Source organism: Pseudomonas sp. MEJ086, assembly GCF_030209025.1.
In the GTDB taxonomy this organism is placed as follows: domain Bacteria; phylum Pseudomonadota; class Gammaproteobacteria; order Pseudomonadales; family Pseudomonadaceae; genus Aquipseudomonas; species Aquipseudomonas fulva_A.
In genome coordinates, this window is sequence record NZ_JARVSV010000014.1 from 1 (window position 1) to 12,461 (window position 12,461).

Genomic DNA, 12,461 nt, shown 5'->3' on the forward strand with positions numbered 1-12,461 from the left:
CCGGAAGTGGTGCGCATTATAGGCCCCCACGAAATCAGGTCAAGGGCTTATTTCATCCAATTGCAATAAAACCGCTCAGTCGGCTTTCCCTCTATATAAGCAGCAGCTCAGAAGCCGCTATCTGAGTCCCAGGCGCTTGGCCAGGCGCTGCAGGTTGGCACGGTCCATATCCAGTTCGCGGGCTACATCGGCCCAGCGCCCGGCATGGCGAGCCAGTGCAGCCTCTATAAGGCGCCGCTGGTAGTCATCCACTGCATCGCGCAGCCCTAGGCCAGCGCTCGACGCTTCGGCAGCATCGCTCACGGGGCGCTCTTCTTGCCCTGGAGTCACGGTGGATGGATGCAGGTCCAGTGCGCGGCTATCGATGGTGAGTATCTGCGGGCGTTCCACGCAGGCCGACAACGCCTTGATGGCCGCGCGGCCGATCAGGTGCTCCAGTTCCCGGACATTGCCCGGCCAGTCATGCTGCAACAGGGTTTTCTGAGCATCGGCCGCGAGACGCAGGCTACGCAGCCCAAGCCGTGCCCGGTTATCTTCCAGGAAGTAGCTGGCGAGTAGCAGCACATCGCGCCCCCGCTCGCGTAGTGCCGGCACCTTGAGCGGGTACACGCTAAGGCGATGATAGAGGTCGGCGCGAAAGCGCCCGGCGCGCACTTCTTCGGCCAGGTCACGGTTGCTGGCGGCCAGCACCCGCACGTCCACACGGTGCTCGCGGTCCGAGCCTACCCGTTGTAGCTGGCCACTCTGCAGCACCCTCAACAGCTTCGACTGCACGGCAAGCGGTAGCTCGCCCACCTCATCGAGAAACAGGGTGGCGCCATCGGCCACCTCGAATTTGCCACGCCGCTCACTGACAGCCCCCGAGAATGCCCCACGGACATGACCGAACAGCTCGCTCTCCACCAAGGTATCGGGCAACGCCGCACAGTTGATGCTGACCATCGGCCGCGATGCACGCGCGGATGCCGCATGCAGTGCTTCGGCGACCAGTTCCTTGCCCACACCGGTTTCGCCACTGATGAGGACGGTCAGGTCACTGCCGCCGACCAGCGCTATCTCCTGAAGCAGGGCCTTGTGCCTGGAGCTCTGACCGATCATCTCCCGGGGGCGCACGGCGTCGGCCGCCTGCTTATAGAGTTCGGCGCGGCGCTGTTCGTCCTCCACGCGCCCCATCAGCAGGCTGATCCGCTCGGCGGCGGCCACCGTCGCGGCGGCCAGGCTGGCGAAAGCCTCCAGCATGCCAAGATCGACACGGCCAAAGCTGCTCGACTGCAGCGAGTCCAGGGTCAGCAGCCCCCAGAGCTGCTCCTTTATATAGAGCGGACAACCCAGGCAGTCATGAACCTCGAGATGGCCATGCTGCCCGTCGAGCAGCCCATCATAAGGATCGGGCAGTTCGCAGTCTGCGGCGAAGCGGGTGGGGCCACGGTGCTGCAGCAACTCGTGCAAACGGGGATGCTCGCTCACCTTGAAACGCCGGCCCATGGTATCGGCACTGAGCCCCTCCACCGAGAGCGGCACCAGCACGTCGCCATCGAGCCTGAGCAGTGCCACCGCATCACAGGGGAACAGCTGCCGCAGCGCAGCAAGCAGCCGACGATAGCGCTCGCTTTCGGGTAGTTCACGGGACAGGTCATCGACCAATGGCAGCAGAGAGACAAGCAGGGGGCTGGAGGTCATAAAGACACCAAGAGAGTCATATAGACGCTAAATAGAACGGGTCGAAAAGACTCATAGCACGCGCAAGCCCAGCAATCCAGCGGCTTTGCGAGTTGGCACGGGATCTGTAATGACCAAGGCAACCAATCTTCATGCCTTGCGACAGGAACCATCACCATGCTGACCAGCCAACAACGCACCCTTATCAAAGCCACCGTCCCATTACTGGAAACCGGCGGTGAAGCGCTGACCCGACACTTCTACGCCATGATGCTGAAGGAGTATCCCCAGGTTCGCCCGCTGTTCAACCAGGCCCACCAGGCCAGCGGCGACCAGCAACGTGCCCTGGCCAACGGCGTGCTTATGTACGCCCGGCATATCGACCAGCTCGAAGCACTCGGGCCGCTGGTGGGCCGCATCGTCAACAAGCACGTGGCCCTGCAGATCCTGCCGGAACATTACCCCATCGTCGGCACTTGCCTGCTGCGCGCCATTCGCGAGGTACTGGGCGAGGAGATCGCTACCGATGAGGTGATCGACGCCTGGGCTGCCGCTTACGGGCAGTTGGCAGACATTCTGATCGGTGCCGAGGAAAGCGCCTACCGCGAACACGAGCAGGCGCCGGGCGGCTGGCGTGGTTCACGGGACTTCAAGGTGGTGGCCAGAACCGTGGAAAGCGAGGAGATCACCTCCTTCCATCTGGCGCCCATCGATGGCGGTGACGTGCTGGTTCAGCAGCCCGGCCAGTACATCGGCCTGCGCCTGGTCATCGATGGCAAGGAGCAGCGCCGCAACTACTCGCTGTCCGCGCGGGGCAACGGCCGTGAGTACCGCATCAGCGTCAAGCGCGAGGCAGGCGGCAAGGTTTCCAACTACCTGCACGACCACGTCCAGGTCGGCGATACCCTGGAGCTGTTCCCGCCAGCCGGTGACTTCGTGCTGCGCCAGTCGGACAAGCCTCTGGCGCTCATCACTGCAGGCGTGGGCATCACGCCGGCACTGGCGATGGTCGAAGCCGCCCGCGAGAGCGGACGCCCCATCCACTTCATCCATTACGCGCGCCATGGCGGTGTACATGCCTTCAGGCAATGGATCGAAGAACAGAGCCGCGACTACCCGCAGATCAGCTATCGGTTCTGCTACAGCGCGCCGCGCGATGGCGACAGGCCACACGGCCAGGGCGTGATCAGCCGCGAGCAACTGGCCGGCTGGCTGCCTGGAGAGCGCGACATGGATGCCTACTTCCTGGGTCCGAAACCCTTCATGGCTCAGGTGAAGCGTCACTTGCGGGAACTCGGCGTACCAGCGGAGCAGTGCCACTACGAGTTCTTCGGCCCGGCCTCCGAGCTGGATGCCTGACGCGCGCTTACTAATAGAAGCGGGTCAGATCACTCCCTGACGGCGTAGCGCCTCGATCTGGCTGACGTCCAGCCCAAGCACTTCGGCGAGGACGCGTTCGGTATGCTCGCCCAGCAGCGGAGGTGCCTGGCGGTACTCCACCGGGCTGGCCGACAGGCGCAACGGGCTGGCTACCTGCGGCGTGCTACCGGCCAGGGGGTGTGGCAGATCGATACGCAAACCGCGGGCGATCACCTGAGGGTCGGCGAAGACCTGCTCAAGGTCGTTGACCGGCCCGCACGGCACACCTGCCGCCTCCAGCAGGCCGACCCACTCGACCGTGGTGCGGAACACCGTGGCCTGGCGGATCAGCGGGATCAGCTCGGCACGATGGGCGACGCGCTGACCGTTGCTGGCGAAACGTGGATCGACACCCCACTCGGGATGCCCGGCCACGTCGCAGAACTTGCGGAACTGGCTGTCATTGCCAACCGTGAGGATCAGGTCGCCATCGGCGGTGGGGAACGCCTGATAGGGGACGATATTCGGGTGAGCATTGCCCAGGCGCTTCGGCGACACACCGGTGGTCAGGTAATTCATCGCCTGATTGGCCAGGCAGGCGACCTGCACGTCGAGCAGCGCCATGTCGATGTGCTGGCCTTCACCGGTCTTTTCCCGGTGGGCCAGGGCGGCTAGCACGGCGACCGTCGCGTAGAGCCCGGTAAGGATATCGGTGAGCGCGACGCCGACCTTGACCGGCCCACCGCCCTCCCCGCCATCGGGCTGGCCGGTGAGGCTCATCAGCCCGCCAAGCCCCTGGATCATGAAGTCGTAGCCGGCCCGCTTGGCATAGGGGCCGCTCTGGCCGAAACCGGTGATGGAGCAGTAGATCAGCCGTGGGTTGATCGCCTTCAGGGTGGCGTAGTCCAGCCCGTAGGCAGCCAGGCCGCCAACCTTGAAGTTCTCGATGAGGATGTCCGACTTGCCCGCCAGCTCGCGCACCAGGCGCTGCCCTTCCGCCTGTGTGAAGTCGAGGGTCAGCGACTGCTTGTTGCGGTTGGCCGACAGGAAGTAGGCCGCTTCGCTGGTATCGCGCCCCTCATCGTCGCGCAGGTAGGGCGGGCCCCAGTGGCGGGTGTCGTCGCCGACTTTCGGGCGTTCGACCTTGATCACCTCGGCGCCGAGGTCGGCGAGGTTCTGCCCGCACCAGGGCCCGGCGAGCACGCGGGACAGGTCGAGCACACGGAGATGGGAAAGAGCACCGGACATCGCGGAGGCCTCGTGCAAGCGTGACGCGGAGCGTCACCGGCGGCGTTCCCACGCGGACGGTTCGACGCCTCGACATGGGAACGATCAACAGTCAGAAGAACGCCTGGATCCCGGTCTGCGCGCGGCCGAGGATCAGCGCGTGCACGTCATGGGTACCTTCGTAGGTGTTCACCACCTCGAGGTTGACCAGATGACGGGCCACGCCGAACTCGTCGCTGATACCATTGCCGCCGAGCATGTCGCGAGCCATGCGGGCGATATCGAGCGCCTTGCCACAGCTGTTGCGCTTCATGATCGAGGTGATTTCCACCGCAGCGGTGCCTTCGTCCTTCATTCGGCCCAGGCGCAGGCAGCCTTGCAGGGCGAGGGTGATCTCGGTCTGCATGTCGGCCAGTTTTTTCTGGATCAACTGGTTGGCAGCCAGCGGGCGACCGAACTGCTGACGGTCCAGGGTGTACTGACGCGCAGTGTGCCAGCACGCCTCGGCGGCCCCCAGCGCTCCCCAACTGATGCCGTAGCGGGCAGAGTTGAGGCAGGTGAACGGGCCACGCAGGCCACGTACGTCAGGGAAGGCGTTCTCTTCGGGACAGAACACGTTGTCCATGACGATCTCGCCGGTGATCGAGGCGCGCAGGCCGACCTTGCCATGGATCGCCGGTGCCGACAGCCCTTCCCAGCCCTTTTCCAGCACGAAGCCGCGGATCTCGCCGGCGTCATCCTTGGCCCAGACCACGAAGACATCCGCGATAGGCGAATTGGTGATCCACATCTTGCTGCCGCTCAGGCGGTAGCCGCCGTCGACCTTCTTCGCCCGGGTGATCATCGAGCCCGGATCGGAACCGTAGTTCGGCTCGGTGAGGCCGAAGCAGCCGATGTAATCACCGGTGGCCAGTTTGGGCAGGTACTTCTGCTTGGTGGCTTCGTTGCCGAATTCGTTGATCGGCACCATCACCAGGGACGACTGCACGCTCATCATCGAGCGGTAGCCGGAATCCACACGTTCCACTTCGCGGGCGATCAGGCCGTAGCACACATAGTTGAGACCACTGCCGCCATAGGCTTCGGGGATGGTCGCGCCGAGCAGACCGGTGTATCCCATCTCACGGAAAATCGCCGGGTCGGTCTTCTCATGACGGAAGGCCTCGAGAACCCGCGGCGCCAGCTTGTCGGCGGCGAACTGCTCGGCGCTGTCGCGCACCATGCGTTCTTCTTCGGTGAGTTGCTGATCGAGCAGCAGCGGGTCGATCCAGTTGAAGCTTGCCTTGGCGGCCATCGCAGAATCCTCGTGCATGAACAGGTCTTGTTGGGCTTAGCCTAGGCAGCTAGCCGCCTCTCGGCAAACGAGTAATTCGCACGCAGTTGTGCACCACACTCACTCCGAGATAGCCTGAACAGCCTATAAAAGCACCGATTAGTGAGGTGTTCGCATACATGCGCCGCAAGATCCCCAGCACGGCAGCGTTGATCGCCTTCGAGGCCTCGGCACGCCATCAAAGCTTCACTCGCGCAGCGGACGAACTGGCGCTGACTCAGGGCGCCGTTTGCCGGCAGATCGCCGGGCTGGAGGCGTTTCTTGGCGTGGAGCTGTTCCGCCGTTCGCGAAGGGGCGTAGTGCTTACCGAAGCGGGCACTGCCTATGCTGGCAAGGTCGCCGCCCAGCTCGATGCAGTGGAGCGCGACACCCTTGCGCTGATGGGGGCTCAGGGCGCCATGAGCCTGGAGCTGGCCGTGGTGCCGACCTTCGCCACCCAATGGTTGCTGCCACGGTTGGCGGATTTCCAGCGCCTGCACCCGGAGGTCACCGTGCACCTGACCAACCGCACCCGCCCTTTCCTGTTCGCCGATACCGGTTTCGACGCGGCGATCTACTTCGGCGATGGCGACTGGTCAGGCACTGCGGCGTACTTTCTGATGCACGAACACCTGATGCCGGTGTGCAGCCCCGCGCTGCTCGACGGTGGCGCGGTGAGCGCCGAGCGGATCGCCGAACTGCCGCTGCTGCAGCAGAGCACACGGCCTTACGCCTGGCGCCAGTGGTTCGCAGCGCAGGGGCTGAATGTCGGCCGCGACATGACCGGCCCGCGTCTGGAGTTGTTCTCGATGCTCGCCCAGGCGGCCTGCCACGAGATGGGCGTGGCGCTGATTCCACCGTTCCTGATCCAGCGCGAGCTGGCCGACGGCAGCCTGGTGGTCGCCCTCGACAGCCCGGTGCCGGACAACGGCCGCGCCTATTACCTGACCGTACCGGAGCGCAAGGTCGAGTCCGCGGCGCTCAAGGCCTTCCGTGACTGGTTGTTGGTTGAGGCCCGGCACTATGGGGCATCGGCCTGAGCGGCGCGGTGGGCTGCGAAAAACGGCCGCGCCGGTCGATTTGCAGGGCTGAAGCCCACCAACTGTCGGCCTCAGCGCCCCGATGACGAATGCAACTGCACGCCTGATCGGAGGAAGCCGCACGTGCGCGGCAAATGCAGTATCCTGCGTGTCGTTCTTGACCACTGCCAGAACCGCCTTGTCTCTAATCACCTCCAGCAAAAGCCTCGTTTTCCGGATCATCGCGCTGATGCAGCGCCATCCCGGAGCGATTGCCATATTCGGTTTTCTGTCCGGGTTGGCGAGTTTCGTACTGGTCGACCGCCAGGCCGGGCTGGCCAAGGTGCTGGCTCTGGTGCTGCTGGTCAGCTGGCTGTGGCTCATTCTGGAAAACGTGCTGCGCGAACGCATCGCCGCCCGCTTCGGCTTCGAGCTACCGCGCCCGCTGCTGCGCTACGCCACGCAGATGATCCACCAGGAAAGTCTGTTCTTCGTCCTGCCGTTCTTCTTCATCACCACCACCTGGAACAGCAGCCAGGCCCTGTTCAGCGGGCTGTTGGCCGCGGCGGCGCTGGTCTCGATCACCGACCCGCTCTACTACCGGTGGCTGGCACCACGACGATGGATCTTTCTCGCCTATCACACCCTGGCGCTGTTCGCGGTGATGCTCACGGCGCTGCCGATCATCTTCAAGCTCAACACCACCGAGAGCTATCAGTATTCGCTGGCGGCCGCCGTGCTGCTGTCGTTCCCCAGCCTGTTCAGCATCATCACCGTACGCAAATGGTGGCGCGGCCTGCTGCTGGTCGGCCTGACCCTGGCTATTGGCGCATTCGGCTGGGTAACCCGAACCTGGGTGCCGCCGGCCACGTTATGGCTGACCGAGGTGGCGATCACCACCGAGTTCGACAACCAGAACCGCTCGCCCGGCGAAGGGATCGATCAATTGAGCGCCAGCCAGCTGCGCAGTACGGGTATCTATGCCTACACGGCGATCAACGCCCCGCGCGGCCTCGATGAGCGCATCTATCACGTCTGGGAGCACAACGGCCAGGAGCTGGAGCGCATCGCACTGGATATCCACGGCGGTCGCGAGAAAGGCTATCGCGCCTGGACGCACAAGAAGAACTTCCCGCAGGACGTGGAAGGTGACTGGCAGATCCAGGTGCTCACCGACGCTGGCCAGATGATCGGCGTACTGCGTTTCGAAGTGACACCCGACGCCACTACACAGACGGGCAATCAAGGAGGATTGAATGAACCGCTACCTGAGCAGCCCCCTGCTGCTGATCCTGACGCTGACGATCAGCGCCTGTGACTTCAATGCCGTTCCAGTGGATGAGGAGCGCGAACTGCTGCTCGCCGACCGGGACTTCGCTCATCTGCGCAAGGGCCGGGGCGGCCACTACAGCAAGAACGTGCAATACCTGACACGCACCGTCGAGCTGAGCTACACCTACAACACCGACGACAATTTCTACCTGTACAGCGCAGTGACCATTTACCCCACGGCTGGCGATGCACTGGTCAGCGGCTATGCGGGTAATTTCGGCGCCAGCTACTCATTGAAGAGCAACGGCCTGGAAAAGCGCGCCCTGGCCCTGAGCCCAGGCCACGCCAAGGACTCCAGCCTCGATTTGCTCACCAGAGGCGGCGAGCCGGTCGGCAATCTGTTCTTCACCCGGGTGGCGAACAAGAGTGTGTTCATCCTGTTCACCGGGGTGTACTTCGAGCAGGCCGAGCAGTTCGAGGACTTCATCGCCCCGCGCCTGCAGCGGATACACGACTTCAAGCCGCGTGACCCGCTGGTGACCTGGGCCGGAAGCCTGTTCGGCGGCAGCTCTCAGCCGAAGAACCAATAGCACACGGCGATCGCGGCGACCACGCCGGAGAACTCGGCCAGCAGCGCACAACCCACGGCGTGCCGGGCACGCTGAATGCCCACCGCGCCGAAGTAGACGGCCAGCACGTAGAAAGTGGTCTCGGTACTGCCCTGAATGATCGCCGCAGCCAGAGCCGGAAAGCTGTCGACGCCCTGGGTCTGCATGGTTTCGATCAGCATGGCCCGCGCCGCGCTTCCGGAGAATGGCTTGACCATGGCGGTCGGCAGCGCGTCGACGAAGCGGGTATCCCAGCCGCCCCAGGCGACGATCCAGCGGATGCCGTCGAGCGCCAGCTCCAGAGCACCGGATGCACGCAGCACACCCACCGCGCAGAGCATCGCCACCAGATACGGCAGCAGGCTCTTGGCCACGTCGAAGCCTTCCTTGGCCCCTTCGATGAATTGCTCGTAGACCTGCACCTTGCGCAGCGCTCCGATCACCACGAAGGCGATGATGATGCCGAACAGCGTCAGGTTACCGAGCAGCGATGACAGGGCTGCCAGGGCGGTGGCGGACATGCCGGCGAGCATCGCCATGAAACCGCCGAGCAGCAGCGCGCCGGGAATCATGTAGGCCAGCACGACCGGGTCCCACAGACGCAGGCGCTGCATGATGGCCACGGAAAACAGGCCGACCAGGGTGGAAACGCTGGTCGCCAGCAAAATCGGCAGGAACACCAGCGTCGGGTCCGGCGCACCTTGCTGGGCGCGGTACATGAAGATGGTCACGGGCAGCAACGTCAGCGACGAGGCATTGAGTACCAGAAAGAGAATCTGTGCGTTGCTCGCCGTGGTGCTGCTGGGGTTGAGTTCCTGCAGGGAGCGCATGGCCTTGAGACCGATGGGCGTGGCCGCGTTGTCCAGCCCCAGGCCGTTGGCGGCGAAGTTCATGGTGATCAGGCCTAGGGCCGGATGGCCGCGCGGCACTTCAGGCATCAAGCGTGCGAACAGCGGGCCGAGCACACGCGCCAGGGCGTCCACAAGCCCGGCTTTCTCAGCGATGCGCAACAGGCCAAGCCACAAGGTCAGCGTACCGAACAGCAGTACCATCACCTCGACGGACAGTTTGGCCATGGCGAACAGGCTTTCCACCATCGCCCCGAACACCGCCGGATCGTCAGCCAGCAGCCAGCGGCTGAGCCCTGCTACCGCCGCTACCACGAAAAAGCTCAGCCACAAGCCGTTGAGCATAAGTCACCCCCTAGAACATAGCGGCTGATGATAACGCGGCCAGGCAGGGGATGTGGAAGGGAGAGATAGGGGGTCGAGACGTTTTACCGGACTACAGATAGAGCAACGGCGCCAGAAGGCGCCGTCAGCAGCATCAGTACCAGTTGGGGTCTTTCTTCAACTGTTCCTGCAGCAGTTGCTTGATCCCGTCGTCCGGCTCACCGAGCCAACGCAAATCAGCATGCTCACTGGGCGTCTTGTCCTCGGGTAAACCCTCGGGCAACTGCACCCAGAGTGCGTACGCATCGTCCCGGTCCGGCGTGAAGGCGACGTACAGGCGCTGGTTGAAACAATTGGATGTTTCGCACAACTGCCCGACCAGATACTGGTCGCCGTCTTCTTCCAGCGTCTTCATCGGCGTGGCAACGCCGCTGAGGTTGATCACCCACTCGGGCAAACGCTCCTCGTCCTGGATGAGCTCCTTCCAGGCTTCACGATAGTCAGGATTGCTCCCAAGCAGATCGTTCAGACGGAATTCCCCATCGTTGGCGGCCAAGGCCGCCGCGCTACCGCCCAGCATCAGGGCGGCAACGAGCGTCTTGAATCGATTCATCGTCATGGCCTAGCCCCGAGGGCGGCGACCCATGATGAACGAAACGATGAACATGACCAGGAACACCACGAAAAGGATTTTCGCGATACCTGTGGCAGTGCCTGCGATACCACCGAAGCCCAGAACGGCAGCGACAATGGCGATGATCAGAAAGGTAATGGCCCAACTCAGCATGGCGTTTCTCCTTGGTTTTTTGAGGTCTTGCGGGTGTAACAGTTAAAAATCGGTAGGCGTCTCAGAACACCCAGCGGGTTTGCTTGACCGGCGCTTCCACGGCTTCGGCACGAACCCAGTCACCCGTGGTCCGGGTCTGTGCACTTACGGTCTGCAACGAGGCCGGAGCAGCGGAAGCGGCAGCAGGTTGAACGCTAGCCGGCACATGGGCCTGGCTGGAAACCGGCGACTCGACAGCCTTGGTTTGGGGAGCCTTGAACGACACGCTCATCATCAGGACCAGAACAGCGGCAACCGCAATGATCAGAATCTCGGTGTGGGCGCGGTGAAGGTTCATGTAAGGCTCCTCAAGGTCGTTGCCGAACGGCTAAGCGTTCTTTTCATGACTAGGTAATTGCAGCCTGCGTGCCAGCTCGAAACAAAAATAAAATACTTAAAAATCAACAACTTAAAAAACAAAACCAAGTGCCATCATTGGCATCCTGCACGATCGCGTTACAAAGCTCGGGCGTTCTGCACGACGCCAGGGGCGGCACATCCCTGTGCCAGGTGGGGTTACATGGCGTGTTTCAGGTCACGCATACGGTCATGGCAGGCACGTACCTTGGGCATTTCCACGGCGAGCAATGCGCGCACGTCCGGCTCAGCGCTCTCCAGCGCATCCTCGAAGGCGTGCAGGATGCGGTCTTCCGCTTCTTCCAACTGAGCCACGTAGGTGGCCTCTTCATCACTGGACAGGGTGGCGCGAGCGTCGGCATAGGCCTGACGCAGCTTGCCCACCACGGTGCCGCTGGAGGTGGGCTCCTCCTGATTGGCGGCGACCTTGACCGAAAGGGCCTGAATCACCTGGTTCTTGGTTTGCGACATGTCACGGAACAGTGCCTGCAGGCGCACATCCTTGACCTCATCATGGGCGTGCTCGTAGAAGCGCTGGCCGTCACGGATGATTGCGATCAGTTCGTTGAGTTGCTCGGTCTTGTTGCTCATGGCGATATTCCTGTCTTTATAGGCAGTGCCGTCAGCGGCCCTGCATAGAATGGCGGTCGCTGGCGACCACCTCCCTTGCTGCTCTTTAGCTGGCGATGCGCAGGGCGTCGGCATCGACTCCACGCACGCCACGAATGTTGCGCGCGGTCTCGACGGCGAGGCGCTTCTCGGCATTGCTCAGCACGGTGCCGCTGAGGCTCACGAAGCCCTCGCGGGTATCGACCTTGATGTTCAGGCTGTCGAGGTTGCGGCTGTACAGAAAGCTGGACTTCACCTTGCCGGTTATCCAGGTGTCGCTGATCGACGCAGCGGCGTCGTTGGCAGCGTTCTGCGCCTCGGCCGACGCGCTGTCGGCGGTGTTGATGCTGAGGTGGTTGTGCACCTCACGAACGCCTTCGGTATTGGTGACGAGCTCACCGGCCAGCTCCTTGGCCACCGGGGTACCCGCATTGCCACTCAGGCTGACCACGCCGTTTTCGGCACGCACCTGAATGTCCAGGCCCTCGGTGTTGCTGTTCCACAACAACTTGGATTTCACCGTTGCGGCCAGGGTGGCATCATCGAAACGCTGGGCCAGCGTCTTGTCGGTGGTGATTCGCGCCTGCTCGTCGACAACTGCAGCCTCGATGGCAGGATCGACCTCGAGCTCATTGTTCACCTCACGAACGCCGTCGATACTGCCAGCCAGCTCGGCGGCCAGCTCGCGCTCGGCGGAGTTTTCCACCGCCCCCTTCAGCGTGGCGGTGCCGCCATCTACCGAGACCACTATTTCGAAGGGATTGAGGTGCCGGTTCAGGGCGAATGCCGTATCGATGGCACCCTGCTGCCGGGCATCGCTCAGTTGCCGATCAATCCCCTCCTCGGCCGCCTGTGCAAGCGGTGCCAGGGTGATAAGACCGGTGATGGCAATGGCCAGTGCGGATTGTCTCAACAGCATGTAACGCCTCCTCCTGTGATTCACGAATGCCGCAGCAATGCGGTCAGGAAGGAGTCGCAAGCGTTATGCCAGCCGCCAAAAAAATAAAAACCAACTAAAATCAGTTGTTTAAATCCAAGTCA

Annotated in this window: 13 protein-coding genes; 4 read left to right on the forward strand and 9 right to left on the reverse strand. The window is 63.0% G+C overall.

All coding sequences use genetic code 11. The features are described from left to right. Positions 1-117: 117 nt before the first annotated feature. Positions 118-1,680 (reverse strand): nitric oxide reductase transcriptional regulator NorR, encoded by a 1,563-nt coding sequence (gene norR / locus QRN22_RS10150; protein WP_042555982.1) that lies wholly within the window; start codon positions 1,678-1,680, stop codon positions 118-120. Between the two features lie 156 nt (positions 1,681-1,836). On the opposite strand from norR, the gene hmpA reads away from it, so the two are divergent. After that, positions 1,837-3,018 (forward strand): NO-inducible flavohemoprotein, encoded by a 1,182-nt coding sequence (hmpA, locus tag QRN22_RS10155; RefSeq protein ID WP_042555981.1) that lies wholly within the window; start codon positions 1,837-1,839, stop codon positions 3,016-3,018. Positions 3,019-3,042: 24 nt separating this feature from the next. On the opposite strand, the gene QRN22_RS10160 is transcribed toward hmpA, so the two are convergent. Continuing rightward, complete coding sequence (locus tag QRN22_RS10160; RefSeq protein WP_042555980.1) at positions 3,043-4,266, reverse strand: CaiB/BaiF CoA transferase family protein; 1,224 nt, start codon at positions 4,264-4,266, stop codon at positions 3,043-3,045. Between the two features lie 91 nt (positions 4,267-4,357). Further along, positions 4,358-5,539, reverse strand: coding sequence for an acyl-CoA dehydrogenase (locus QRN22_RS10165; RefSeq protein WP_042555979.1), 1,182 nt, complete (start codon positions 5,537-5,539; stop codon positions 4,358-4,360). A 158-nt stretch (positions 5,540-5,697) separates the two neighbouring features. On the opposite strand from QRN22_RS10165, the gene QRN22_RS10170 reads away from it, so the two are divergent. From QRN22_RS10170 to QRN22_RS10180, 3 genes are all read left to right on the forward strand, one after another. Further along, positions 5,698-6,597 (forward strand): LysR family transcriptional regulator, encoded by a 900-nt coding sequence (locus QRN22_RS10170; protein ID WP_042555978.1) that lies wholly within the window; start codon positions 5,698-5,700, stop codon positions 6,595-6,597. Between the two features lie 187 nt (positions 6,598-6,784). Continuing rightward, positions 6,785-7,894, forward strand: coding sequence for a DUF5924 family protein (locus QRN22_RS10175; RefSeq protein ID WP_269432936.1), 1,110 nt, complete (start codon positions 6,785-6,787; stop codon positions 7,892-7,894). After that, positions 7,833-8,438: a hypothetical protein gene (locus QRN22_RS10180; protein WP_042555977.1), complete on the forward strand. Its 606-nt coding sequence runs from the start codon at positions 7,833-7,835 to the stop codon at positions 8,436-8,438. Before QRN22_RS10175 ends, QRN22_RS10180 begins: the two co-directional genes overlap by 62 nt. Here the strand turns inward: QRN22_RS10180 and QRN22_RS10185 are convergent. The 6 genes from QRN22_RS10185 to QRN22_RS10210 form a co-directional block, all read right to left on the reverse strand. Beyond that, on the reverse strand, positions 8,420-9,649 hold the full coding sequence (locus QRN22_RS10185) for a spore maturation protein (RefSeq protein WP_042555976.1): 1,230 nt from the start codon (positions 9,647-9,649) through the stop codon (positions 8,420-8,422). The genes QRN22_RS10180 and QRN22_RS10185 overlap by 19 nt on opposite strands. Positions 9,650-9,782: 133 nt before the next feature. Next, the gene (locus tag QRN22_RS10190) at positions 9,783-10,247 is read right to left on the reverse strand and encodes an inhibitor of vertebrate lysozyme family protein (RefSeq protein WP_082045883.1); all 465 of its coding nucleotides are present in this window, start codon (positions 10,245-10,247) and stop codon (positions 9,783-9,785) included. A gap of 3 nt (positions 10,248-10,250) precedes the next feature. After that, on the reverse strand, positions 10,251-10,415 hold the full coding sequence (locus QRN22_RS10195; RefSeq protein WP_013789335.1) for a DUF1328 domain-containing protein: 165 nt from the start codon (positions 10,413-10,415) through the stop codon (positions 10,251-10,253). Between the two features lie 61 nt (positions 10,416-10,476). Next, the gene (locus QRN22_RS10200) at positions 10,477-10,752 is read right to left on the reverse strand and encodes a hypothetical protein (RefSeq protein WP_042555974.1); all 276 of its coding nucleotides are present in this window, start codon (positions 10,750-10,752) and stop codon (positions 10,477-10,479) included. A 218-nt stretch (positions 10,753-10,970) separates the two neighbouring features. Next, the gene (locus tag QRN22_RS10205) at positions 10,971-11,402 is read right to left on the reverse strand and encodes a PA2169 family four-helix-bundle protein (RefSeq protein ID WP_042555973.1); all 432 of its coding nucleotides are present in this window, start codon (positions 11,400-11,402) and stop codon (positions 10,971-10,973) included. A gap of 85 nt (positions 11,403-11,487) precedes the next feature. Continuing rightward, on the reverse strand, positions 11,488-12,339 hold the full coding sequence (locus tag QRN22_RS10210; protein ID WP_042555972.1) for a BON domain-containing protein: 852 nt from the start codon (positions 12,337-12,339) through the stop codon (positions 11,488-11,490). Positions 12,340-12,461 lie beyond the last annotated feature (122 nt).